Origin of the sequence: Actinotignum schaalii FB123-CNA-2 (assembly GCF_000411135.1) — a bacterium.
In the GTDB taxonomy this organism is placed as follows: Bacteria; Actinomycetota; Actinomycetes; order Actinomycetales; family Actinomycetaceae; genus Actinotignum; species Actinotignum schaalii_A.
The window spans coordinates 705,045-729,525 of record NZ_KE150262.1 but is presented as its reverse complement, the minus strand read 5'-3'; the positions used below and the strand labels follow the sequence as shown (position 1 = coordinate 729,525).

General features: G+C 57.4%; 17 protein-coding genes and 1 pseudogene. 5 read left to right on the top strand and 13 right to left on the bottom strand.

Annotated features, from left to right (window positions below; genetic code table 11):
* The first annotated feature begins 15 nt into the window (after positions 1–15).
* The 4 genes from HMPREF9237_RS02945 to HMPREF9237_RS02930 are packed head-to-tail and all read left to right on the top strand — an operon-like array spanning position 16 to position 4,106.
* On the top strand, positions 16–1,221 hold the full coding sequence (locus HMPREF9237_RS02945) for an ATP/GTP-binding protein (protein ID WP_155875799.1): 1,206 nt from the start codon (positions 16–18) through the stop codon (positions 1,219–1,221).
* On the top strand, positions 1,214–1,534 hold the full coding sequence (locus tag HMPREF9237_RS02940) for a hypothetical protein (protein ID WP_016442240.1): 321 nt from the start codon (positions 1,214–1,216) through the stop codon (positions 1,532–1,534). The genes HMPREF9237_RS02945 and HMPREF9237_RS02940 overlap by 8 nt, the downstream gene beginning before the upstream one ends.
* The gene (locus HMPREF9237_RS02935) at positions 1,527–3,287 is read left to right on the top strand and encodes a TraM recognition domain-containing protein (protein WP_016442239.1); all 1,761 of its coding nucleotides are present in this window, start codon (positions 1,527–1,529) and stop codon (positions 3,285–3,287) included. Before HMPREF9237_RS02940 ends, HMPREF9237_RS02935 begins: the two co-directional genes overlap by 8 nt.
* A gap of 42 nt (positions 3,288–3,329) precedes the next feature.
* Positions 3,330–4,106 carry a hypothetical protein gene (locus HMPREF9237_RS02930; RefSeq protein ID WP_016442238.1) on the top strand — a complete coding sequence of 259 codons (777 nt, stop codon included), beginning with the start codon at positions 3,330–3,332 and terminating at the stop codon, positions 4,104–4,106.
* Positions 4,107–4,171: 65 nt separating this feature from the next.
* Here the strand turns inward: HMPREF9237_RS02930 and HMPREF9237_RS09880 are convergent, their stop codons facing one another.
* From HMPREF9237_RS09880 to HMPREF9237_RS02895, 7 genes are all read right to left on the bottom strand, one after another.
* On the bottom strand, positions 4,172–4,645 hold the full coding sequence (locus HMPREF9237_RS09880; RefSeq protein ID WP_407707009.1) for a restriction endonuclease subunit S: 474 nt from the start codon (positions 4,643–4,645) through the stop codon (positions 4,172–4,174).
* Positions 4,646–4,667: 22 nt separating this feature from the next.
* A complete protein-coding gene (locus HMPREF9237_RS02920; protein ID WP_016442236.1) occupies positions 4,668–7,859 on the bottom strand; it encodes an N-6 DNA methylase in 3,192 nt (1,063 codons plus the stop codon).
* A gap of 130 nt (positions 7,860–7,989) precedes the next feature.
* On the bottom strand, positions 7,990–8,427 hold the full coding sequence (locus HMPREF9237_RS02915; RefSeq protein ID WP_016442235.1) for a DUF4913 domain-containing protein: 438 nt from the start codon (positions 8,425–8,427) through the stop codon (positions 7,990–7,992).
* Between the two features lie 16 nt (positions 8,428–8,443).
* Positions 8,444–9,208: a hypothetical protein gene (locus HMPREF9237_RS02910; protein ID WP_016442234.1), complete on the bottom strand. Its 765-nt coding sequence runs from the start codon at positions 9,206–9,208 to the stop codon at positions 8,444–8,446.
* Positions 9,205–10,071, bottom strand: coding sequence for a DNA-processing protein DprA (locus HMPREF9237_RS02905; RefSeq protein ID WP_016442233.1), 867 nt, complete (start codon positions 10,069–10,071; stop codon positions 9,205–9,207). Before HMPREF9237_RS02905 ends, HMPREF9237_RS02910 begins: the two co-directional genes overlap by 4 nt.
* A 110-nt stretch (positions 10,072–10,181) precedes the next feature.
* Positions 10,182–12,056, bottom strand: coding sequence for a relaxase/mobilization nuclease domain-containing protein (locus HMPREF9237_RS08865; protein WP_016442231.1), 1,875 nt, complete (start codon positions 12,054–12,056; stop codon positions 10,182–10,184).
* Positions 12,053–12,457, bottom strand: coding sequence for a MobC family plasmid mobilization relaxosome protein (locus HMPREF9237_RS02895; RefSeq protein ID WP_016442230.1), 405 nt, complete (start codon positions 12,455–12,457; stop codon positions 12,053–12,055). Before HMPREF9237_RS02895 ends, HMPREF9237_RS08865 begins: the two co-directional genes overlap by 4 nt.
* Positions 12,458–13,041: 584 nt before the next feature.
* Between HMPREF9237_RS02895 and HMPREF9237_RS02890 the strand changes: the two genes are divergently transcribed.
* The gene (locus HMPREF9237_RS02890) at positions 13,042–13,386 is read left to right on the top strand and encodes a hypothetical protein (RefSeq protein WP_016442229.1); all 345 of its coding nucleotides are present in this window, start codon (positions 13,042–13,044) and stop codon (positions 13,384–13,386) included.
* A 79-nt stretch (positions 13,387–13,465) separates the two neighbouring features.
* On the opposite strand, the gene HMPREF9237_RS02885 is transcribed toward HMPREF9237_RS02890, so the two are convergent.
* From HMPREF9237_RS02885 to HMPREF9237_RS02865, 6 genes and pseudogenes are all read right to left on the bottom strand, one after another.
* Positions 13,466–19,564 carry a DEAD/DEAH box helicase family protein gene (locus HMPREF9237_RS02885; protein ID WP_196800226.1) on the bottom strand — a complete coding sequence of 2,033 codons (6,099 nt, stop codon included), beginning with the start codon at positions 19,562–19,564 and terminating at the stop codon, positions 13,466–13,468.
* A 113-nt stretch (positions 19,565–19,677) separates the two neighbouring features.
* Entirely contained in the window at positions 19,678–20,343 is a 666-nt protein-coding gene (locus tag HMPREF9237_RS09595; protein WP_016442227.1) for a hypothetical protein, read from the bottom strand.
* Positions 20,344–20,524: 181 nt separating this feature from the next.
* The gene (locus HMPREF9237_RS02880; RefSeq protein ID WP_155875794.1) at positions 20,525–20,800 is read right to left on the bottom strand and encodes a hypothetical protein; all 276 of its coding nucleotides are present in this window, start codon (positions 20,798–20,800) and stop codon (positions 20,525–20,527) included.
* Between the two features lie 189 nt (positions 20,801–20,989).
* Complete coding sequence (locus tag HMPREF9237_RS02875) at positions 20,990–21,547, bottom strand: hypothetical protein (RefSeq protein ID WP_016442225.1); 558 nt, start codon at positions 21,545–21,547, stop codon at positions 20,990–20,992.
* The gene (locus HMPREF9237_RS08855) at positions 21,547–22,578 is read right to left on the bottom strand and encodes a transglycosylase SLT domain-containing protein (protein ID WP_016442224.1); all 1,032 of its coding nucleotides are present in this window, start codon (positions 22,576–22,578) and stop codon (positions 21,547–21,549) included. The genes HMPREF9237_RS02875 and HMPREF9237_RS08855 overlap by 1 nt, the downstream gene beginning before the upstream one ends.
* Before the next feature lie 13 nt (positions 22,579–22,591).
* Positions 22,592–24,481, bottom strand: a pseudogene (locus HMPREF9237_RS02865) (hypothetical protein); the annotation flags it as partial.

The window sequence follows — 24,481 nt, the reverse complement described above, 5'->3', positions numbered from 1 at the left end:
TGGTTTAGGGCGGGCATGATCTCTAACCCCTCGATGTTCGTCCTCGGACTACCGGGTTTAGGTAAGTCTTCGGCGGTGCGGCATATCAGCCTCGGACTAGCTGGCTTCGGTGTATCAACCATGGTGCTTGGTGATTTGAAGCCCGATTACGTTGACCTCGTCGAGGCTATGGGTGGCCAGTGCATTACTATCGGCCGCGGCGGCGTGAGCCTGAATCCACTAGACACCGGCAACACGGCCGCAGCCGCCAGCCAACTCACCGGGCAGGCCCGGCTCGATCTATTGAATAGCGCTCATGCTCGCCAGCTCACCATGCTTTCCTCCCTTGTTGAGCTGGTGCGAGGCGGACGCATCACCGACCGGGAGCGCACCATCCTTGACCGGGCGCTGCGGGTATGGGATACCCACACCCCCGATGCCGTCCCCGTCATTAGCGATATTCTGAATATCGTTCGGGCAGCCCCTGACGACGTACGCCTGGCGGCACTTGATCGCGGCTCTATCGAGCGTTATTTGCAAGTAACCGAGGCCTTAGAGGCCTCGCTCATGGCTTTGCTGGGTGGGCGGTTCGGGCAAATATTCGCAGCCCCCACCACAACTCCGATGCGGATGGACCGGTCCGTCGTCTTTGACGTCAGCGCGGTGTCGGGTGCGGATGAAGCATTGCAGGCCGCCGTTTTGCTGGCTTGTTGGTCGTATGGGTTCGGGAATATTACGACCTCGAACACGCTCGCCGATAATAGCCTTGCCGAGCGCAGGTTGTTTTTCGTGGTCATGGATGAGTTATGGCGCGTCCTGCGGGCAGGTGAGGGCATGGTTGACTCCGTCGACGCCCTCACCCGACTCAACCGCCAATGGGCGGTGGGGCAGGCCATGATCACCCACACCATGAGCGACCTCGAGGCCCTAGCTAGTGAGCAAGCCCGGGCGAAAGCCCGCGGGTTTGTGGAGCGCGCTGGCGTGTGCCTCCTTGGCGGCCTACCCGAACGGGAAATGGGTTTGCTGCGCGGTGCAGTGCGCCTGAATTCCGCTGAGGAAGATGTGCTCACGAGTTGGCAAGACCCGGGCAGTCTTGACCCCGACACCGGGCGCTTGTCAGCCCCGGTAGGTCGGGGACGGTTCCTTATCAAAGTCGGGCGCCAGCCCGGTATTCCGGCCGAATGTGTCCTCACCCCGTGTGAGCGTGATTTGTCTGATACTTCTTGGAGATGGCATGAATAACAACCGGTTTCGCGGCATTCCGCGCCAGCTTTGGGTCTCAATCACCCTCGTGGTTCTTTCCTCCCTCTACGCGGGTCTCTTGCTCGCATCTTTTGCGACCGGTGAGGAAGTGCCGAAGTTTTTCCCTGTTTTAGTGGCCGATCTTCTCACCGGACAGGTGAAACTGACGCCGCAGGCGTGGGGCCTGGGCATCTTTTTCGCGGTTATTTTCGCTGATTTGACCGGGCGCGCCACCTGGCATCTCCTGCGCTACCTCACCCGGGCCGGACAACAGCATAACGGCTCCAACGCCTCGGAGGACTGGCATGACTAATAAGCCCGGAACAACCGGCGACGCCGGCGCGCTCATCGCCACCCTCATTTCCATCGGCGTCGGCGTACTGCTGTGTGCATCCCTGTTCCTCGCCGGCCTCATTACGGGTGAGAGAGTGCCGTTCAATCCGCTTGTGCTCCTTATCTACCTCGCAACCGGAAAACTACACCTCAGCAGCATGACGTGGATGATCGCCGGGATTTTCGCCGCAATCGTCATGAGTATTACCGGCCTAGTTTCCTGGCGCGTGCTTCGGGCGCGAGGGCGGCGGGTGCGAGGGGATAACAAAGCACGCCTCACCGGCGGGAGAGCGGCCCGCCAAGCCCTCCAACGCGACGTGGTTGCCGAGAAAGCCCAACGCCTCGGAATCTCAGGAGATGCCCCGATAGGTTACAGGCTCGGGCGGGCCGTAGACACCGGCGAACTACTCTACGGGGACTACGAGAGTGTCTCGCTCATGCTCTCCGGACCTAGGGGAGGTAAAACAGCCGGCTACGCCATCCCCTTACTTCTGGAAGCACCGGGAGCCGTGCTTGCGACGTCGAATAAACGCGACCTAGTGGACGCGACCCGCTATGCCCGCGAAACCTTAGGTGAGAAAGTGTGGGTGTTCGACCCCTGCAACATCCTGCAAAAACCCGCCTCGATGTGGTGGAACCCCCTCACCTACCTCACCAACCCCTCCTATGGCGGGAGCCTCTTCTCGCGCGCCACACACCTAGCAAAAGTATTAGGGGACGCGGCCCGAGCCGGCACCGCAACCAAAGCCTACGACAGCTTTTGGGATGGCGGCGGGGAACAAATCCGCGCCTGCCTCTTGGCCGCTGCCGCGCTCGAGCACCGCTCCATAGCCGACGTCTACACCTGGGTGCAATCCACCCTGGATGAGACCCCTATCGACATTCTGCGTAACCACGGCATGAGCGAACTCGCCGCGCTCCTGCGGGCACAAATGGACCTCCCCAGCGTGACTAAGGGCGGTATGTGGGCACATGCGCGTAGTGGTTTGGAATGGGTGGGCGACCCCGAAACCAGGAGCTGGTGGGACGGGGGCGGTGCCGAATTCAACCCGGCCATGTTCGTGCAAACCCGCGAAGCGCTTTATTCGATGTCCGTCGACGGCGCAGCAATCTCCCCGTTAGTTGCGGCGCTCACGGCCGTGACCTGTTTGGCGGCTGAAAACTACGCCCAAGCCCAGCACGGCGGGCGTCTTGCCACCCCCATGATGGTCGTGCTTGATGAAGCAGCGAACGTCTGTCCTTGGCGTGAACTACCGCGTCTTTATTCGCATTTCGGGTCGAAAGGCATCTGCCTCCACACGATCTTGCAGTCCTGGTCGCAAGGGGTCTCCGTGTGGGGTGAAGCGGGAATGAATATGCTCTGGTCAGCGGCGAATAACGTTTTGTATGCGGGTGGTGTTAAAGAGACCGAGATCCTCGCGAAAATCTCGAAACTCATCGGAACTTATAGGACTTCCCAACGTTCGACGTCACTGTCGAAAGGTGTGCGATCGACCTCCATCTCCCAAAACTCTTTAGAGGTGCCTATCGCGAGTGAAGCGGAGCTGGCAGCGCTACCGGCGTGGCGTGCCTGGCTTTTCGCCTCAAAATCTAGACCCACTCTCATCCGGCTCCTCCCCTGGTTTGAGGGAGATAAGAAAGAGTTGGTGGAAGAGTCTATTGCCCGCTACGGCTCCACAGCCACACCTCACAGCGCAGTGCCCAGTGGTGGGCGTGATGCCTGGACCAACTAACCACCATACAAATCTATTCAGATCAAAGAAGGAGAAGACACCATGAACGAGCAGACCGAAGACGTCATGGACGAGACCGCCGAGTCCCTGGCAGCGCTCCTGAAAGCGGCATCGATGATCGTCGCGCGCGTCCAAACCGAGTATGCCGCACACCTCCAGCGCTCGGCGCAGCGCGCCGCCACCGCCCAGCAAGCATTCACGGCGCAGCTCGGGGTTGCGCGTCCTTTCCTCGCCCAAGCAAGCAACGAACGCTGGTGGGACAGCGCTAGCGCGATGGATATTGCCCGCATGTATGGCCTATCGAAGAAATATGCAGGGGCCGATCCATTGGCGGCGCAGGCTCATGCTCGTGTTGCGTCTTTCCTGGAAGACCACGGGATTACTGACGACATGATCGACCGAGCAGACACGAACTCGCTCACGCCCGAACAGGTAGATAAGCTCACCGCCGCCCTGGATGCTCGTCCTGACGTGGCGACGTCGGACAAGACACCAGCGTCCACCACTAACCCGGCCGCAGTAGCCCCGAGGGTTGGCGTGCCGGGGGTTGGTGTGGAGAGTGAAGCAGCTGAGCCGGACGCGCCGGTCTTGGGTATCGAGGCGATGAAACAACGCATAGCGCAGATGCGGGAGAAAGCCGCAGCCGCCGGCATCAAATTCAGCGAGGATACCGGCGAAGGAGCACTCACCGGCGAATACAGTGTTCAAGCCGCGTGCCCGGGTAACCCGGCCACCCGAGCGGCAACAGTTGCAACTCCTGACAAGAAGAAGCCAAAGGTGAAGAACGTGGCCAGCGAGCAGCCGTCTCTCACACAATAGACGTTGATAAATTACGGGAAAGTCACTACACCCGCGCGTCTATATCCAGTCAAGAGTTGACGATTTCAGCGAAGGAACTGGGCAACGACTTCGTTTCTTCGCTCAGAGAGATTGTCTAGCTCACGTTGCGCATTAATTATGTTCATTTCCAGCTCTTCTACTCGTTCGATAGTTCGGCGCTGCGCGTTGATATCGGGCGCTTGGATACTCAAGCTCGAAATGCGGTCGATCGAAGCCCTGTAATCACGTGAAAACCTTGCCTTCCGGCCAGCGCTCTGGAGAACGTGGGCAAGGTAGCGGGGCTGCACCGCATCGGACACGACACGTAAGACCCCGCAATGGTCTGTGGGATAAAAGGGCTTGCCTGCTTCCTGATAGCTAACCATCCAGTCACCGTCGATACCCCAGAGAATCGACGGCTGATTGAAATCATCGAAAAGGGTTTGGTTCAGATAACCGAAAGGTTCAGCGACATTAGCGCTGTAAACCGGAACGCTACCGTCTGAACTGAGATCCTTGGTGAGAACACGTTTGCCGATGCGGATATCAAAATGAGTACGGTCAGCAAGCTTGAGACGGTGCCCCCCCCCCCGCAGCTAAAATGTCAAGTTCGGTAAACAGTTGTTGGATTTTCTCTCGGTAAGTTGCGATACTCATGCGTGTCGTTTCGTAGGCAGCATCAATACTTGAGCAAGCTGATACAACTTGTTGCTGTTGTTCCTTAGTTAAAACGGGTATTTTGATCCTCTCGATATCGCTTGGGTAGACGTGTGGTTGCGCTGCGCCTTTCTGGAGTACGTTCATAATTTGCGCTTCAACAGACTTCAGGAAATAGAAAAGCCACCGTGTAGTGAGTGGATCAGAAGCTTGGACTGTGGTGCAATCTGAAGCGAAAATCTCTTCTTGCCAATAATTGACGAATCCGGCGTTCGCGCCCGATGCGCTGATAGTAATGATCTCAGCAGAACGGTTTGCAACATCGGTGTAGTATGCGAACGTTCTTCCACCGGCAACGACCTTAACGTCACCGTTTCCAGCTTGGCTGGAGGTAATAGATTGTCCTTTCCTGATCTCGATCTTATTGAGTTCACCGAGGAAAACCGTTGGATACTTTGATTCGATAACTATCTGCTTGTCTCCCACGGTCTTAATTTCCAGATTGAATTCGGTTCGGGAGAAATCGAGCATATCCTTGGTGCGTAACACGGACGCATAAGCGCGACTCTCCCGAGTCAAATGTGGAGTTCCTGTGAATGAGTCACGTACTGCGGCAGCTAAGGTTCCTTCGGCTTGGCGATTTTGCTCGTTATAGAGTTTGCCTCCCGGATGTGAGATTTTGATTCCTTCGCTGCCTTTGCGGTTTGACCATTCGTAGCCAAGGAATTCTTTTTCACTCTTAGTATTGCTCGGGGCTGTTATGACTAGCGTGGACTGGTCGCGGGTGAGCGCGAAGTAGCGCAGCTTCTCTGCTTCGATAGGTCGAATGAAATCATAAAAGGCAGTGCGGACATAAGCTTGTTGTTCGTGTTGTGAAAGGGTTTTGAATTCTTCGCGCCCCTCGATTTTTTGTACCATTCCAGTATTGAAAGTTTGTAGATACGGCTTAAAGTGGTTTATTTGCGCAAGCTCGTCCAAGCTTGTCGACTTCCTAGTGACTGCACTGAAATACTGGCGTTGGGAGACCTCGATATGTTCGAGATAGTCAGCAAGGATTTCCTCGTCTTCCCATTTGCTAATGTCAGCACCGGACAGGATCGCCTCGACACAGTCAGAGATAAGAGCGCTACGTTTCGGGGGTTCATCGTACTTCTCCAGGAACAATACGACAGTCTTGGTACCTGTTGCTCCGAAAGTTTTAGATTCAAACTGAACTATTGTGCGCAGTTTAAAGTTCTGTAGTAGTAGCTCGCGCGAACCCTTGTAGCTAGCTGTATTTTTAGCCAAAATTGATGACGGTAAGATCACCGCCGCGATACCTTTCGGTTTGAGAAGCTGGGCGATGCGCTCAACGAATAGTACTTCAATTTCACCTCCCTGATCGGTGATGTACTTCAGCAGCTCGAAATTGTTTCCTTTTAGATCTAAGTGGGATTTGAAAGCTTTTACAGAGTATGGTGGGTTCGCAACAAGGACGTCGAAGCTGTTTGGTTTTAGGCCCTGATCGGTTTTGTTTTCCAATCCGTCACCGAAAATAATCGTCCCCTCCCCTGCCCCATTCATGAACAGAGAAACTTTAGATACTCGTGCAAGTCTGTAGTCTTTCTCGATACCAAAAATATGGTCTCTCACCCAAGAGTTGTCCGAGTGTGATTTATGAAAAGCATTGATAGCTTCCACTGCTTCGGTGAGGAAGTGCCCAGCACCGCAGGCGTAATCTACTACGCGCGGATATTTCGGCGCCGCAGCACTTCCCGCAATTTTGTTCATCGGAAGACAATCCCAGATGAAACGGGTAATTGGCATGGGTGTGAAGAACTGGCCTTCGTTTTGTTTGAAGCCTTTATTGAGTAACTGCTCGAAAAGATCGCCTAAGAATTGATGCTTTTTAGTGTAGACAATTCGATAGCGTTCGAAGAGTTGAACCATTTCTACGAGAATTTTTCCGTTCTGTAGGAAAAGTTCTTCGTTGTGCACATCCTTGAACGCGAAGTCGTTATTCGAATAGAATTTCAAGATTCTTATTGTACGATCAAGGTCCTCGATTGCCCTTTCCCGTTTACTCTCGGTATATGTTGCGAACAAGCGGGAGGGGTAATCAGCCGGAACGTAGAAGATCTCTTCTTTCATGAATGTCTGCATACCTTGTTGATGAAGTCGTTGCAGACGATCCTGCAGCGATTCATATGTGTCGGCACCTTGCCGGTATTGGAATTCGACTTCATCATTTTCACTCTTGCCGTATTCGTCAACGAGCTTGCAAATGAAAAGCGCTATAAGCCTGTTGAAGGCATTTTCCTTATCGGAGACATTATTATGGCGCAGGATCTCCTCAAAGCGGTTTACAATATTATCTTCTGGCGTGAATGCTTTGAGGTCTCGTTTACGCAAAGGGAGAATCTGAACATTATAGGCGCTTGAATCGGGATTGAAAATAAGGTCGCCTTGAAGCTGCTTTCCGTACGTCTCTTGCCAAACAGAGAAAAGCGTTTCGACGGATGTAGCTTCACGATAAAGCGTAATGGTTCCGTCTTTTTCCGCCTGTTTAACCTTTTGAGGATCATCAAAAGCAGCGACTACCTCAGTCTGGTATTCTACCTTGCCATCCTTGAAGTCGGAGGCGTAGAGGGCAAGCCATTTTGCCGATCCCTCTTGCTGGCGATATGAGAAGAGTTGTCCCCCATCTTTAAGGAGAATTCGGCGCGCTTTCTTATATTCGCTACCAGCCGTTTTACACTCAATGATTGTGATAACGCATTGCCCGGTAGCGTCATAAATACAGATATCCGCGCGACCACCTTTCGGGGTATGGCCGAGAGACCAGCGTTTTTCGAGTTCAATATGCTCGGGTCGATACCCCTTTTTCAAGAGCCGAAAAACGCATTCCAGTACAACGAAATTCTCGGGAGCTGAAAAATTCGTCGTCTGTTGTTCGTTCACTCGTAAGGCTTCCGGGTAGGTTATAGTTTCGTTTTCAAGATCGACTTGAACACGGTCGAGCAAACCTTCCCCGAATTTTCCCTCACCCTTTTCACCGGTAAAGCGGAATCCTATAGACTTGAGGGTTTGTTTCAAGTTCGCCCTATTGATGGTCATATTGACTCCTTTGTAACGATGAACGTATGTGCCCGCATGAGACATCTATGTGATGTTACCAATTGAGAGTGGCACGATAGCCAGTACTGCTCCGGTATCTTCGCTGGCTTACAACAGCTCTTGGCAGTGTTCAATTCTTGGTAGAAAAGTAGATGTGTGGTTCTGGCGCAGTTTTTTGTTGTAACCGTGCTCTATTTTCCGCCATCTTTTCAGCTATTTCCGTACCTGACGAGACAAACGGCAAGCCTAGGTCAGGGCCGGAGCGTGCGTAGTGCGTCATCGCTGTACATCCTTTAAACACGGCGTTCGGATCCAGAAGCACCCTCATCATCGGGTCGGCGACGTCGGTGAACCATGCCGCGAGGCCGCCCACGGGTTTTTCGAAGCGGTAGATTTCCCAGGCTTCCCACATCGCTCGGACACGGGTTCTCGCCTCGGGGTGGTCCCACCATAAGGGACACCATACGCAACCGGTGGTGATGGAGCGGCGGTAGTTCGGTGCGAGCCATTTCTCGAAAAACTCAAACTCATCGGTATACATGGGTTTAAATTTCTGTTTTCCGGGCATGAAAGTCTCTCCTCTCTTATAGCCACGGGCAGTAGTCTCCGGCGCGGCCGATATGCGTCTTTTCGGCTGTCTCGAGGACGGTTTTCCCGTTGTAAAAGTCTGGATTGATCATGCGCGCAACACACAACGTAGAGATGTGCCGGGTCCCGTATTCACGCAGGCGTGCAGCGACTGAGAAAATGTGGGAGCCGGATACCCACGTGTCGTCGATGACGAGGACTCGCGGCGGGGTGGGACGTATCGCGAATTTGTATCTGTTTGGACTGACTTGGCGTGGATTTGTGCCAGTGTCGAGGCTTGTGATGGGCAGGTAGGGAAGGTCCTCGTTCAGGCGGATGGTGTTGGTGAGGATGTGGTAGAGCGGATGTGCGGCGCCTTCTTCTGGGGCGTGTTTGGTTGAGGGGACGAGCGTCCAGGCGTCATAGCCACGGATTATTTTCCCGCAGGTACAATCCAAGTGGTTCCTTAGCTGGATTCCGAGGATCATGCACAGCGCTGGGCGTGCCAGGCCCTGCTTGATTTCGTTTTGCGTCCCGCGTGCCTTGTAGTCGTACATGTAGCGCAAGAGCTGATTGCCTTTATATACGTAGGTACAAAAGCCAGTCTCGTCGATAAGGCTTGGGTAGTTATGGCACCGCGGGCAGTACTTGTATCGAAAGTCGCGCGGGCCGCGACACACCGCACATACGTAAGGTGCTAAATCCGCGGAAATATAGTCGAGGTTTCCAATGGTGGGGCCTGCCTGTGCCCAGATGAGGGAGAGTTCTTGCCAGCTAATCATGTCAGGGCAAAGAGGTTATAGGCACGCGCAATACTCTCCAGGGCTTCGCGAATATCTTTCATACTGGAGGCAATATACACGCCCGGGTTACCCACAAGCTTTCTTGCCCATTGCGTTTCGCGAACCACGGGCGCAAGGAGAATAACGCTGCGTCCGTGGGCTAGTGCGGCGCGTACTTGGTTACGGGTCCCCGAGTATTCACCAGCGGCCACCACTATGGTCGCTTGAGAATATCCGGACATGGTGGCGTTCCTCATTGGGAATGACACCTTGGTGGGCGGGGCACCTGGCTCGAACTGGGTGAGAACGAGGCCGCCGCTTTCCACGATTCGTGAGCGTAGCTGGGTGTTTTCGGGCGGGTAGGTGATATCGATACCGGTTCCCATGACGGCGATGGTGCGGCCAGTGGCCTCTAGGGTTCCTTCGTGTGCGGCGGTGTCGATACCGCGCGCGAGTCCGCTGGCAACGCTGTAGCCTTGCTCAACCATCAGGTGTGCGATCACCCGCGCGCGTTCGCAGTCCTCTCGCGTAGCTTGGCGTGAACCAACAATCGCTACCGCGCGGTCTACCGGCTCGATCTTGCCTTCGTAGTAGATGAGCAAGGGTGCTTCGCGTACTTGGGCGAGGTATTGGGGGTAGTCATGGTCTACTACCGACAGAATGTTGATGCCGCGCTCATTCCAGGTAGCAATATCGTGGGCAGCTTGTTCACGCTCGAGCTGGCATGGTTGTAAGGCTCCGGGATCAACTTCCATGAGGGCAGCGTCAATCCCCTCGTATAGCAGGGTGGCAAGGCGTACCGGTTGTGTGATCTTCTTATTGGTTTTACGCGCAAGAGCAAGAATGTCCACTAACTGGCTCATTGTTGTTGCCACCTCCTATCTTTGCTCTCCATCTTAGCGGTGCCACCATATTCGTAAAGGGGAAACGTATCACCGAAGTCAATCGGTCCAGTCACGTAGGTCATGGTGTTTTAGCTCCCTTCGCCGAGGCCAGGTGCCTCCCCGAAGCCCTGGGCACTATCGCCCCTAACGCGGTGAGTTTCCGACCGGTCGGAGCGCGTTACGTAACTCCAATCCACCGGGTCGTATTCCACTCCCGGTAGCCACGCTCCAATGTCGGTGCGTGGTTCAGGCGCTGTGAGTGTGGCGAGGGCTGCCTGGGTTTCTTTGAGTGTGCGGCGGGCAGTCGTGAGTTCGCCGTGGGCGGCTTGTATCCGGGTGATACCGGTGACAATCCGCTCCATTGAATCCATGACCTGACTACTCACCCACGTGGCGCGGCTGCGCGGCCGGGCCAGGCTGCTCAGTGCCCGTAGCCCGCTGGTGAAAACAGGCGAATAACGCCGCGGGGTGGGTGCGCGTTTGGTTTGGGCTCGTCGTCCGAGGACTTGGGATGCACGGGCGAACGGGCGTCCGTGTTCTGGACCGTATGCGTTTGCCAGGCCGGCGAAGAGTGCGGATGCACGCCCGCACGTATCAGCAATAGCCACACAGTCACTGGCATCGGTGTGCTCGATGTCGGTGATAGTCGCAGTGAGGGTTTTCCCGAACTCGCTCCACACGCGCGCCTCATCGACGTCGCTTGTGCGGGCGGCGGGCTTCCAGATCGCTACTGCGCTCGAGCGCGTGAGAGTGTTGTCCCACCAGTGTTCGCGTAGCGCATTCAAACTGACGTCGGCCGACATCCGGTTCATGGAATACCACGTGGGCTTGTGTCCACTCTCGGGTTTAGTGGCCACCGAATACGAAACTGCCTCACTTGCTTCGTCGTTGAGGCGTACCGATACGAGCAGGCCCGAGGCACGCAGATGCTGCGCGAAGTCGCTCTCATTAGCAACACTTGCGGCAATGGTCTTGATTTTTTCTTCAAGACTGCACGCTTGCGCGGCCGTATGCGGTGCCGGGTCTTTGAGTGGGTTCCATAGGTCAGCTGCTTTGCGACGCTCTTCTGGATTGTCGTCCCACCGGGCGCGTAGTCGGGTGAGGGTGAGGTCGCGGGCAACACGTCCCCCGCCAATCCAGATAGCGCGTTTACCGGGTTCTTGTTTGGTGACGGTATAGGCGACAACGCCTTGGCCTTTCGCATACCTAGGGCGAAACTCAATGCCGTGACGCGTGAGTCCTTCAACATATTCACTTTCGGTAGAAGCTGCCCCGGCCGCGAGGCGCATTGCTGTTTCCAGATCGAGACGCAGCTCCTTATTGTCTTCGTTTTTGTAGCCCCTGGAAGCATAATTATGCTTGCGTGACTCCAAGACAGCTAGCCCGTATTTTTCCTCTAGCGCGGTGCACAGTTTTTGGGAGCGCTTATAGTCGAGCCAAGTATTGGCTTTGGTTCCGTCTTCACGCACGAGGACGAGGGCGATGTGGATGTGGTCGCCCCCGGCTTTCGTGAATCCGTGGCGCACGGCTATCCACTGGCAGGGCGACTTCGAGGTTGTTGCTCGGTTGTCGAATTCCATTCCTTCAATGAAGTCGCGTGCGATGGCGGCCCATGTTTCGTCGCTCAAAGGTTCTTCATCGGGATGCAAAGACAGTGAGCAGTGCCAGACGTGTGCGGGTGTCTTTTCTTTAGAAACAGGGACAGCTCGCTCAGCTTCGTAGTCCCAGCGCGTGACTTCACCGAGGATTTGGGTGCCGTGTTCGAGCCTGTTTTGGTCAAGGAGTTTCGCGACGACGCGCTTTTCTTCTTGTTCGAGTACGCGCCCGCCGTAAGCCCACTCGGCGGCGATGTCTTCGCTGCCCGCAACAATGTGCTGGTTTGTGTGTTCGTTGGCGCGCCCCGGCCCAAAAAGGTAACGCACTAAGCCGGCGATGTCGCCGCCGCGCATGATGTTTGGGATCATAAAAGCTCCACCAACTTAATGCGCAGCAGGTTGATCGCGTTGACCTGAGCGCGTAATTGTGCGGCCACCTCACGTGCCTCCGCGGGGAAGGATTGTTCGCTGTTTGCCCAGTGTGCTATCTGGTTGATGTTGGTGGCTTCACCTTGGATTTGCCGGCGCAGTTTGCGTAGTTCGGCGAGCACCTCTCGCATCTCCCCCGCACTCACTTGCTCAACTTTGCGACCCAATCCGAAGCGCACGAGGTAGTCCGACATGGAGACGCGCTCGCCGGCCGCTTTCATTTTCAATTCTTCATACTGGCTAGCTTTGAGTTTCAAATGGAAGGAGCGGCGCGGATCGCCTTTCGGCGCGGTCGAGGCGTACGTGATCGGCATCCGCGCCTGCTGCGTATCGCTCGCCATCACGTCACCTCCCCGGCTCACAACAATGGCCCGGCCCGCGCGCACAGCGCGCGGAAGTTCTAGTGGGCCTTGTGGCTAGTATAGCCCCTCAAGCTGATTCGTGCACACGAATCTTTAGCTTGCTCCACGCCACTGGTGGCGTGGAGGTTACGCGCAGCGCCGGAGGGGTTGGCCGGGGCGGGTGGCCGCGCAGCGCCGGAGGGGTTGGCCGGGGCGGGTGGCCGCGCAGCGCCGGAGGGGTTGGCCGGGGCGGGTGGCCGCGTAGCGGCCGGGCGCGCCTTTTTGCGCGCGCTTTAGCGCGCGCCTGCGGGGCCGCGGGGTGTGGTTGGGTGGGTGGTGTTATTGCGTGTGCAGAGGGGCCGGGTGGCGTGCTCTGATCCGTGCCAACTTTGTTGGCACGGGGGCGTGGGGTCCAGGGGCACGGGTGCCCCTGGCGGAGTGTGAGGCAGCGCCTCACCCCGCCCGCAAACCGAGCCGGTAATGCCTGGCTGGGATACACGCGCCTCAAAAATGTGTGTGTTAGGTGCACTAGTAAAAGTGAGGCCACTTTGAATGCGGCCGCTACTCAAGACAAGGAGAAAGACATGGACGAAAACATGGACGCTAACGCGATGACAAGCAGCGCTGAGCGTGTGAGTAAAGAGGTGGAGGCGTTGCGCGCGTCCGAGCAAGAACGCTTTACCAAGCGCCTTGATGCGGGTGTGTACTTGCAAGAAATTGCGGCGCGCTTGCGCGCGCTTGAGGGTGAGTATCGGAATGCGTGGGCGCAGGCTCTCAAGGCGGGGTGGAGTGAGCGCGAACTGAAAAGCTATGGGCTAAACGCCCCGGCACAAGCACGTAAAAAGCCACGCACCAAACGCACGACTAGCCCGAGCGTAGACGCGCACAACGCGGAGCAAACAAGCAACGACGAACAATGTGCGATGTAGTCCGGTACGAAACACACGGCGGGCGGGAACCCGTGCATGTGGGTGTCCCGCCCGCCGCGTGTTTCGGCATCACAGTTTGTTACATGAGTGCGTTTCCGTGCTCGCGCGGATCGCTCGTTTCACGCTGTCCAATAGTGCGTGCTGCGTTTACCGCACGGCTCACCGCGGTGAAGATCGGAGCGGCCGCTTGGCGTTCATAGTTCGCCTCGCAATACGCCCTGTATTGCGCACGTACCTCGCTCGCTTCTTGGTTCCATGTCGGGTCAACCGCGTGGCAGTAGCGTGCGTCTTCCCTACTGCCAAGGAAGAGCGCGCGCACCAGTTGTGCACTGCCGCGTAGGTGTGCTTCGCGTGGTTTGTCTTCCCGGTAAGCGGCGCTCGTTTCGGATCCGGGATACGCAAACAAGGATGCCTTGTAGCGGCTGGGTAGGAGTGCATCGACCTCGGGGTCAAGGAACACTACCGTGCCCACACTCTCATAGGTTGCGGTTTCAATACCCGGGGCAAGCACCTCCACGCGCTCGGGTGTTTCACCCCGGTAGATCGGTGGAACATACCGGATATTGACGCTCGTCTCGCTGCTGACATCATCCGCGTCTGTGGTCTCAAGATCGCGCGTATCAGGTGCGTCTGGCGCGTCTATAGCGGTGCGCCAGCCGGGCGCAGCCTCGTCGAGATACGCGGCGTCTTGACGTGAACCAAGAAGCATTGCGCGGGCGACTTGCCCGCTCCCCGCGACGTTGCCAGTCTGCGCAATATCCAGGTCTGGGTAGGCGTAGAGTGCGGGTTCGCCGGGTTCGGGGAAGAGTCTTTGATACGGCACACCGACTTGCTCGTTGCGTTCTTCGTCAAGGAAGGTAACGACGCTCTCACCGTACTCCGCGATATAGATCCCGGGTGCAGCCTCAGTGAGCGCAGTACGCTCGACACCATCGTAGAGAGTAGGGATACTCGGTCGTATCGTGGCCGCTGGCTGTTCGTCGTCTACATGATCGGCGACGTCGCTAGTCGCCTCCCCCGCATCGCTTAGCTCCCTTTGCTCGCTGTGGTTATCGGTGGCCGCTAGCGTTTCGTCTTCCCGCTGGACTTCGTCGAGTGGGGTGCGGTGGACGAGTGGCTGCGGTACAGTCCCGGGCGCGTGGGTGAGTGGATCGCTCATGGCTTCCAGCTCGAGGAGGTCCGCGACAAACAAGTGGGTTTGGTTGTCGCTGGTTAGGCGCGTGAGTGCTTGTCCATTTTGACTGCCGGCCACAATCCCAAGCACCTCCCATACATACTCACGTGATTCGTAGCGTGCGACGGGTGGGCGCGTCTCCCAGTTCTCTATCGTTTCAAGAGGGGTTGGTTTGGGTGGGAGTGGGATGCGCGGCCAGGAGGCAAGTCCGTCGAAGAATCCTTCGTGTTCTTCGTGTTTGATGCCTTCCCTGAACCGCGTTTCTTGTTCGCGGTGTGCCTTGCTGTCTCCTTGGTCTTCCAGAGCGATCGTGATTTCTTTTGAACGCGCACGCACCGCCGCGTACTCGGCTTCGTGTGGAAAGTCTTTGTTCGCGATCTCGCGGGCGGTTTCAGCCTCATCACGCAAGGAGTTAAGGTTTTCTTTTTCTTCCTCAAGGCGCTGTGGCAGTGACGCGACGAGGTTTTCGAGGCGTTGGATCAGGCCTGCTTGACCGCGTTGCAAGATCGAGAGGGGAATACTCGTGCGTGGCCCGTACCGCACATCTTTCAAATCGAGCGGTGTGAAGACGATTGAGACGTCGGAGACCGTGCCGAGTCGGCTTTCGGCCTCGACCCGCGCGATGTCAAGCTCGATGCCTCCGAGTTCTATTCTCACGCCACGTGGTAACGAATAGGTGCTCCCGGTGCGGCGTACGTTATCAATAATGTAGGGCGATATGCGTGCAGTGAAGGCGCGTGAGAGGGCTTGGGCGGCCGCGGCCCGCTCCGTAAATGTGCCGTTCTCAATCCGGATCTGGAACTTATCCCCGCTCGTATCACGGATGTATTGCTGGAGGTGCTCCAGGGTGGCGATGGTTTGCTCTGCGGCTCGGATGCGTAAGCCTAGCGTGCGGGTGTCGTCGATGGCCCGGTTGCGGGTGCGCTGCCAAGACGAGTGGAGCGCTTTGTATTTTTGTAGGGTTGCGTCCACTTCGCATTTTTCGAGCAGGAGCGGATTACCGGTGGCGATTGCTTTGGCACGGCCGGCCTCCATCTCCTCCGGCGAGACATCCTCGACAGAACGGGTGCCGGCCTTGTTGGTCATGATCTGGGCGATTGAGCGCGCTTTGCGTTCGTTTGTTTGCCACATGTAGGCCGCAAACGAACCGGTCACCACGTAGCGGTAGTTGTAGACTTCCGGGTTTTCGTTACCTTGCCGGACCATGCGGCCGTCGCGTTGGGTGATGTCGGTGGGCCGCCACGGCACGTCCAAATGGTGGGTGGCGATGCAGCGTTTTTGGACGTTGGTGCCGGTTCCCATTTTTTGTGTGGAGCCGATCAAGACCGCGACTTTGCCTTCTCGGCAGTCTCGGAAGAGTTCTTCTTTTGCTGCGTTATTGGGAGCTTCGTGGATGAATCTGACTGATCCGTCCGGCAGTCCTAGCGAGTAGAGTTCTTGGCGCAGGGCGTCGTAGGTGTTCCAGGTGTCTTTTGGTGTGTCGTAGTCGCAGAAGACGAGCTGGAGCGCGCCGGGTATAGGCGATTCTTCGCCGTCGATGCCGCTGTAGCGGTTGTCCTTATTTTCCTCCCAGATTCGGTAGATAGTGCGTGCGGCGACTTCACTGACGGGGTGGGCGATAGGTGCCCGTCCGCGCAGTCTCAGGTCGAGGGCGCCAAGCCTCCCATCGGTGGAGAGGGCGAGCATGTTGTCATTGCCACTAGCCCCTGCTGCGATATTGTCTGCGCGGCGGGCGATCTCGTCCATGAACGCTTTCATGCGTTCTCCGCCGTCGATAGACACGATTTGCGGGCCGCGCTCACCCTCACTGTTCGGCGCGAGAAGCGGAATGTTGAGGGAGAGTTCGGCCGACGTTTTCACGTCGGCCGCGATACCCCACAAACTCAAAAACTCGGGTAAATTGTGGAAGCGGGAGATGCGGGTACGCATACGGAAACCCCCGGAGGGCGAGATTTCGGCTTTCCGCTCCGAGCGCGTGAAGGTGGCAGCGAACGCATCGAAGGGCTCAATGCCCGCAGCCTTCAAAACTCCAGGCGCGAGGTAGCGCATCATCGTATGTGCCTCCGCGAGGCTGTTGGAGATGGGGGTGGCTGTTGCGAGGGTACAGATACGCCCGCCCGGATTCTTGTCTCTGAGGTAGTGGAGTTTCATGTCCAAGTCGGCCGTGTACGCATTGCCGTCGCTGGTGCCGATACCCTCGAGTTTCGTAATGATTTTGAGGTTTTTGTAGCGGTGTGCTTCGTCGGCGATGATGTAGTCGATGCCTGTTTCCTCAAACGAGATCCCCGGGTCGGTGGGATGATCAAGCGCCTTTTTCAAGGCACCTTCCAGCGAGTTGATTTGGTTGGTCATCTCTTGGATTGTGGAGGATGAATCGCTGGCCTTAATCGCTTCTTCAAGCTCCCCTATGCGCGCCTCAATGTATTCGGCCTGGGTCTTATTTGAGCACCCCAATGCTTTGAACTGTTCGTGGGTCATGACTACCGCGTCCCAATCATTGGTGGCGACTTTCGCAACGAACTCGCGCCGCCCGTTTTTGGTCAAGTCGTCGGCGCTAGCTGTGAGGACGCGGGCGGCGGGGTAGGTTTGTTGGAATTCGGCAGCGAACTGGTAAAGCACGTTTGCTGGCACCGTGATGACGGGTTTGTGGATGAGGCCGAGGCGCCTTAGTTCCATCGCCCCCATGATCATTGTCTTCGTCTTGCCTGCCCCGACCTCATGGAATAGCCCGACGGATTCTTGGTAGATCATGCGGGCCACGCCCGAGCGCTGATGGCTATATGGGGTGATGTCTTTCGCCAGGCCCGGCAGAGTGAGCTTTTCTCCTGCCTGCGTGTAGTCGCGGGGCACGAACGAGTTAAACATTTGGTTATAGCGGCGCTCTAGACGCGATGCTCGTTCGCCGTCTGCCCAGATCCATTCGGTGAAAGCGGTGGCCATGTCTTCCATTTTCTGGGCGACGGCCGCGGTTTCCGCCCGGTCGATGAATTCTTCACCGTCAATGGTTTTTGATTTCACCGTGATCGAGGTGTGATTGAGGAGCGCCGCGAAGATTTCCGTACCACTACGCCTGTCCGTGTTCCATATGCGACGAGCCTTTGCGGAAGGCTGGTAGCCGTCCTGGACAGCTTTCCAGGCACCGGTAACCGGGTTATAGCCCACTTGCCCAACCCGTTGCTGGTGCCACCCCATCACCACTTGAGAGTAAAAGTCGTGATGGTCGGCAACGCTTATCCACGGCGCACCCGGACTAATCTCGATATCCGAGAGCGAGAGTGGTTCGGGCAGAGCAGCTTTGAGGGCCGCGATATTCTCGCTCATGCGAGCATCGGTTTCGAGTGCGGCCTGAGCGGCTTCTAGCTTGGTGTGAATATTGCCCGATAGATAAGCGCTGCGCTCCATCAGTTCGCCGCTTTCCGGGTCGAAGAAGGTATGCTCGCGCAAGCCGGCCATAACTTCCTCGCTGGTTTGGCCGGTGAGGTATGAAATGTATTCGGGGTCAACGCGGCCTTTCTCAACCATACAGATAGCCAGACCGTCCTCAATAGTGTCTGCGCCTAGGGGTTTGAAGGTGATGCCGATTTGGCGCCGCTCAAGGATCCCGGCAGGGCGTGCCGTGCGGGTGTCTTTATCGAAAATCTCGATAGCCATGGTGAGGGCCGCGTCGGGGTCAGAGCGGAAGACACGCACCGCAGGTACGTCAACCCACGATAGTTTTTCTTCCCCGGTTTTCTTATCCGTATACCACCGCTCCCGCTGGGAATTCAATGGCCCGAACCGTGCTACGTATTCTTCGTAGGCAGTTTTCAGGCGGTTGCGGGCTTGGGTGAGTGTGGGTGGGTTTTCCTGGGTTTGGGACTCAAACTCCACCAACGCCCGAGTCCGGTCGCGTAGATCCAGGAGCGCTGTGAGTTGAGCGGTAGCGTTTTTCGCGATTCTGACAGGCGTATTGCCATTCGCCGTGTAGCGCTCGAAGCCGGTCTCGGTCTTGGTGATGCGGCCGAGTTTTTCTTGGTCGACCGGGCGCAGCGCAATCTCGCCCTCGTAAGCATCACGGCGTGGGGTAAAGATGAGGCCGGACTCCCGCGCTTGGGAGGTGATCGTGGCGAGGGTGGTGGCAAGCTGCCCCTCCAGGGCATCTATATTGCCGGTCACGCTAAGCACCGGGCCGTACTGGTTGGTGGTTTCTTCCCATTCCCCCAGCACGTGCTCGGTGTGGGTGTGGAAGTATTCATTCACCGGAAACTCACCCGCACCAGCCTTGAGTAGGTGGGTGTATTCCCAATCGAAAGGCTGCGGTTCTTCGCCTTTTTCCCGACGTCGGAAGATCAAGATGTCTGAGACGACATCCGTGCCAGCCATAGCCTCATGCGTGCCGGCCGGTAGGCGGACAGCACCCAACAGGTCGGCGCGGGCGTAGAGTTCGCGGCGGATCCCCGGGTTCTTTGCGTCCATGGTGTAGCGCGAGGTAAGCACCGCAACAATGCCACCGGGCCGCACCTGCGCAAGGGCCTTGGAAAGAAAATAGTTGTGGATGGTGTGATTGCCCGCGTTATAGACCGGGTCATACGGGCGGAAGTTACCAAAGGGCACGTTCCCGATACCGGCGTCGAAATAACCAGCTTCGTCAAGGTCCGTGTCGGTATAAGACTCGTTCCTGATCTCGGCGTTTGGGTAGAGTCGGGCGGCGATAGCGGCCGGGGTAGGGTCGATCTCAACACCCACCATGCGGATTGTTTCGGGTGCGGTGCCGATGAACATGCCGACGCCGCAGCCGGGTTCCACCACCCGCGCGTCTTCCCCCAGCCCTAACGACTGGAGGGACTGCCAAAGGAGGCGGGCGATAGTGGGCTGGGTGTAGTGGGCATTAGCCGTACTTTGGAGCGCCCGCTTATAAGCCGCCTCATCCACAAGAGACTGCAAAGTCTGGCGTTCGTGTTTGTAGGTGTCGTTTTTAGTGTCGAAAAGCGTGGAGAGGCCTCCCCACCCGGAAAACCGTGCCAACACCTCCTGCTCATCAGTGGTTGGGGTGCGGTCGCCTAGTTGGGTGAGGAGGCGCAGTGCAGCGAGGTTCGCCTCTATCCGGGCTTTCTCGCCGCGCGGACTGACTTGGGTGGCTAGTTGGTAAGAAGGCCGGCTTCTTTCAACTCGATCGCCCAGGGCTGGGGATGGTAATACTCGGTTTTCAGGTAGAACGGTGCTTGTTCTATCAAGACTTTCTCCACCGCTTCCCAGCTCAGAATGAACGGGTCGATGTCGTTCATCTCGTGTTGATTCTTGAATGCGTCCTTGAGGTAGGCCAGGTTGAATGTCGCTTGGAGTTCTTTGGACTCGCGGCCCATCACTTCGTCGACTAAGCGGTTCAACCAGTCCCGAGCCGCTTCCTCGACTCGGTTCTCGGCCTGCTCGATCATCTCGGCCCTCATCTCGGCTATCGCTTCCGGGTCCTCCAGCTGATCCCCGCGCAGCACCCAGTCCGACATGTCCCAATACTGGGTCATCCATTCGTTGGCGAGGATTGTCGGGAGTGGTTCGGGAAGGGCCTGATTCTTCCAAATCTCCAGGGACTCCTCCTCCTCGTAAGCGTCCATGATCGCGGCTGCTTCGTATGCTGCTTCCATCCGGGCTGTCGCTGCCGCGGTCTGGCGCGCTGCCACTTGATCGGTCCAGTTCTCGCTGGCTGGCGGGTAGGCCGCTAGGAGTGCTTGCTCGAGCGCGTTCTGTGTCTCCAGCGTCGCTTCGTTGACGTTCGCTTCCAGTTGTTGGCGGGTTTCCTTGCTCATGAGAGTCTCCTTGAGGGCTGGTTGTGTTGAGGTAGAAGGTGAGGTCGAAGAGGGCTTCTTGCCCGCTCGAGATTTTTGTGCGTCGCACCATAGCTAAGTGTCTCCATCCTCCCGGGCATGGCCCGGGAATTGGTTTTTTGGGGTCACTTAGCTAGTGATTGTGTTCAACACATTTTGAGGTTTAGGGGTTGCGGGCCGCGGCTGCGATGAGTGGCGTGAACATGAGGATGATCAGGATGGGGAACAGGATGGTCCACATAATCCCCTTCAGGATCCCGAAGAAGATGCCGTGCATGTAAATCTGGTAGCCGAACACAAGGTAGAAGAAGGCGAAGTAGACGCCCCAGCCCGGCCCGTACTGGTCAGGCATATAAAAAGGTGCGGTAACCGCGCCTAGTATTCCGGTAATAAGGAAGCCAGTGCGGTAGTGGCGGCGAATCCACGAGAATGTCCGCATGGTTCTGCTCCGCGGGCGGGCTGGCTCTGGCATGTAGACGCTGGCGTCGTAGGTCGGGTCCCCGTATGCCAGGTCTGGCGGTAGTGGCGGGTAGGTGTTGGTTGGTTGGCTCATTTTTCTGGTTCCCTTCTCCCCAGGACTGGTTGTGATACTATACTACAATAGAGTTGCGAGGATGCCCCTAACCTGCTACTTCGCGGTTGCAATGTTGCTCACTCGCCATGTTCCGTCTTCTTTTTTCGTGAGCGTGAAGTTGTAGAAGGTCGTCACGGGGGTTCCCGTCCAGCCATTCTCGCTCGTCGGGGTGATGGTTACTTGGCGGTCGGCATAAGCGACATCGGTGGCTGCGGCTGGTGGGGCTTGTCCCCACAGCGGTTCCACGGTTATAGCCGTGTATGCGTCGTTTGTTTTGAGGGTTTCCCAGGCTGCTCCCCCACGCACCCGCGCCTCCTCGCCGGGCTGGAGAGACTCAGCGAGGTACTGGCTTGCTCGCTTATAAGCGTCAAGCGGGCTGGCGTCCGTGCGCGAATCCTGGCATGAAAGCAAGAGCGCGACTGTGTCGGCGATGCTTTCCGGGTCCGCCTCAGTAACGTCTGGGGTGTTGGTGAGGCAGCGTGGCATCATTGCGGCCAGCGACGCCGGCGCAGGCATGGTTGGCTTTGTTTCGGGTTCGGAGGCTTGGCAGCCAGCGGCCACCGCAAGCACCAGCGTCGCAAATAAACCGATGGTTCTGTTTTGTGTTGTCATTATGGGATCCTTAGTGCTTGCGGGAACATATGGTCGGAGGATTCTCCCCACCCGAGTGGGTAGGTATTGACACCGTATCCTGGGGCTGCGTCAATATATTCGCCATTACCGATATACAAGGCCACGTGCGTGATGTAGTCCACGTTCGGGTCGACGCTTGTTGACTGGAACGCGAGGATATCCCCGGGCTGGAGGTGTGCGACGTCGGCTGGCACGTAGGTGCCACCGAACTGGGTGGCGCTATAGAGTGCGTTTTCGCATTTACGCCGGGCCGGTGTCTCACCAGGAATACTCATCGGCAAATCAATGCCACGGCCGTTCTTATATGCGGCCCACACTAGCCCGCAGCAATCGAAACAGTCGGGTCCCATGCTCCCGCACGCACCGCTTCCCTCACCTCTGTAGGGTTTGCCACGCTGGCTTATAGCCCAGGCAACAACCGAACTATTCGAACCACCCGCCGCGGTGGGTGCGTAGCGAGTCGTCGCTAGGGTTTTGATTTTCTCCACATAATTCTGGGTTTCCGGGTAGGGCGGGATACCCCCAAACGTTTGAACCGCGCCTTGTCCGGCATTGTATGCGGCTAAGGCGAGGTCAACCGGGTCTCCTTTCGCTCCCCCGCTGGCAACGAGGTCTTTCGTGCTGGCGAGAAGGTCACACATGTAGTGGCCCTGCGAGAAAATCGCGTCGATGGGGTTGGTAATGTCGGCGAGTCCGTCGCCGTCCCCGTCTTTACCGGCTGTGGCCCAGGTGGTGGGCATGAATTGGGCGATGCCTTGTGCGCCTGCATGAGAGACTGCGGTCGGGTTCCAGTTTGATTCGGCGTCAATCTGGGCCGCGATCAAGGCCGGGGTGATGCCTTCACAAATACTCCCGGCCTTCGTGATGATGGCGGCGTATTCGGGTGGGATATTACTCGCAGCCCCGGCAAGGCTCGCGCTGCCTTTAGAATCCCCGCCGAGCAGGATGATCATGAGAGGTGCGAGCAAAGCGAGGACGGCGGCCGCGCCGAGGTAGATAGTACTTTTCACGAAAGTCCCCTATTTAGTAGACGGTGATTGTTCCGGAGTTCACGAGGCCGTCCGCGCTCACGGTCCAGGTGTAGGTGCCAGGTTCAAGGCTGATGCTGGCTTCGAAGAATCCACTCCCGGCGACGGTTTGGGATCCGAGTGAGAGGGAGTGTCCTCCCACGGTGGCGTAGACGGAGACCGGGACCGCGCCGGTCGTGCTCACGTTCGCGCTGATTGTGACCGAGCGGCCGCTAGAGCTTGCGTTCGCGGAGAGGTCGGTGACATAGGCAGGCTCGGGGACCGGTGCCGGTTCAGGAGCCGGTGCGGGTGCTGGCGCCTCTACTGGCTCGAGTGGCTGCCAGTCTGGTTGCGGTGCTGGCTGTTCGTCGGTGCCTTGAGGCGCGCTCCCGCCCTCGCCCACCGGGGGCGCTGGGGGTGCTGTATCTGCTGACGGCGCTGGCACGGCCGGCGCGGCTGGCGAAGGCGCTTCGGACGGAGTGCTCCGCGGGTGCGGCGTTGCCGTAACACTAGGCATTTCCGGGGCAGGCATAGCCTTGTCTTCATCGGTGCTAGCGAGGAGAAGGTGTGCGAGGTATCCAGCCGCTAAAGCCAAGACCAGCGCAATAACCGCAGCGACGATTTTTAGGACGCGGGAGTGTCTATCACCCTCCTTATCATCACCCGAAGCCGTGTTTTCTTCCGCTGGTGCTGGTGGAATAGTGAGCGGACGCTGAACAACGGGCAGACTGACGGTATCTCCAGGACTGTTGGCGCGTAGCTGGGCATTGAGCTGCTTGTTTTCTGCCTCCAGTTTGGCAAGTTTGCGAGATTGTTCAGCATTTTGTGCCTGTAATTTTTCAAGGGCAAGACCCGCTGCTGCTAGCTCGGTGTGTAGATCCCGCACCTGACCGGCAACCGTGGTGCGTTCCCGCTTTAAACGGGCCTTATCCGTCTCAAGCGTCTGAGTGTATTCGTTTCGCTGATCCAAGGCTTGGGCGAGCCGGCTTTGTTCTTCACGTGCTTGGGCAAGCTCAAGACGCAAGGCATCAACCTGTTCACCCTCTTGTGTAACTGCCGCTTGGTTTTCTTTAAGCTCACGCCGGAGCGCTTCCAATTCTTCATGCTCGGCGGCACGCGATTCACGCTCTGCGGCCAGGTCTTGCTCGGCTTGCTGGAGGAGCGTAGTTTTCTCAACCAATGCGGCTTGGGCTTGCTCAAGCTGCCCGGTAAGCACCTCGTTGGCGGTTTTTAGTTTCTCGTTTTCTTCCCGCACCCAGGCTAAATCCTGCTGACAAGCAGTAAGGACTTCACGGGTCGCCTCGGCATCGCTGAGTGCTTGCTGCAAGGTTTGAGTTTGTTCTTCTAGGTCACGCGCGTGCCCGCGTGCTTCGCTGAGTTCGCTGCGTGCCGCGGCTAGTTCGGTTTCTAGTGCCGAGCTAGCCGCCTGGACCTGCTGTAAAGCAAGGTTCTGCGTGGCTGCTTGTTCTTCCCACGCAGCGCGCTCGCTCGCGTAGCGTGTTTGGAAGTCTGCGTATTCTTGACGGACCTGGCTAACCGCCGCTTCCAAACCAGTGTGTTGTTCTTCGGCTCGGGTCGCGGCAAGCCGCTCGCTTTCCAGCGCTTCTTCTAACTGGGTTATCCGCGCAGCTCGGGAAGCCTTCTCGTGTTTATCGCTGCTTTGTGCGGCCTTGAGTGTTTCACACTCTGCCTCGAGACTTCGTTTTTCCAGGAGGAGGCTCGCGTATTCGCTCTCAAGGAGACGCAAACGCACATCAGTCGCCTGGGCAGTAGTGAGTGGGGAGTCGTCAGTAGTTTCCGAGTGTACTGGGACTTCTGGCGACGACGCACCCTCCCCCATGGCCGTATCCGCCGGCGGTTCCGGCACGGCTGGCACGGCTGGCACGGCTGGCACGGCTGGCACGGC

Coding starts and splice junctions, on each gene's coding strand:
- HMPREF9237_RS02905 (WP_016442233.1), bottom strand. CDS start 10,071: ATGAGCCAGTTAGTGGACATTCTTGCTCTTGCGCGTAAAACCAATAAG.
- HMPREF9237_RS02945 (WP_155875799.1), top strand. CDS start 16: ATGATCTCTAACCCCTCGATGTTCGTCCTCGGACTACCGGGTTTAGGT.
- HMPREF9237_RS02935 (WP_016442239.1), top strand. CDS start 1,527: ATGACTAATAAGCCCGGAACAACCGGCGACGCCGGCGCGCTCATCGCC.
- HMPREF9237_RS02890 (WP_016442229.1), top strand. CDS start 13,042: ATGGACGAAAACATGGACGCTAACGCGATGACAAGCAGCGCTGAGCGT.
- HMPREF9237_RS08865 (WP_016442231.1), bottom strand. CDS start 12,056: ATGATCCCAAACATCATGCGCGGCGGCGACATCGCCGGCTTAGTGCGT.
- HMPREF9237_RS02895 (WP_016442230.1), bottom strand. CDS start 12,457: ATGGCGAGCGATACGCAGCAGGCGCGGATGCCGATCACGTACGCCTCG.
- HMPREF9237_RS02910 (WP_016442234.1), bottom strand. CDS start 9,208: ATGATTAGCTGGCAAGAACTCTCCCTCATCTGGGCACAGGCAGGCCCC.
- HMPREF9237_RS02940 (WP_016442240.1), top strand. CDS start 1,214: ATGAATAACAACCGGTTTCGCGGCATTCCGCGCCAGCTTTGGGTCTCA.
- HMPREF9237_RS02930 (WP_016442238.1), top strand. CDS start 3,330: ATGAACGAGCAGACCGAAGACGTCATGGACGAGACCGCCGAGTCCCTG.
- HMPREF9237_RS02915 (WP_016442235.1), bottom strand. CDS start 8,427: ATGCCCGGAAAACAGAAATTTAAACCCATGTATACCGATGAGTTTGAG.
- HMPREF9237_RS02920 (WP_016442236.1), bottom strand. CDS start 7,859: ATGACCATCAATAGGGCGAACTTGAAACAAACCCTCAAGTCTATAGGA.
- HMPREF9237_RS09595 (WP_016442227.1), bottom strand. CDS start 20,343: ATGAGCAAGGAAACCCGCCAACAACTGGAAGCGAACGTCAACGAAGCG.
- HMPREF9237_RS02875 (WP_016442225.1), bottom strand. CDS start 21,547: ATGACAACACAAAACAGAACCATCGGTTTATTTGCGACGCTGGTGCTT.
- HMPREF9237_RS02880 (WP_155875794.1), bottom strand. CDS start 20,800: ATGCGGACATTCTCGTGGATTCGCCGCCACTACCGCACTGGCTTCCTT.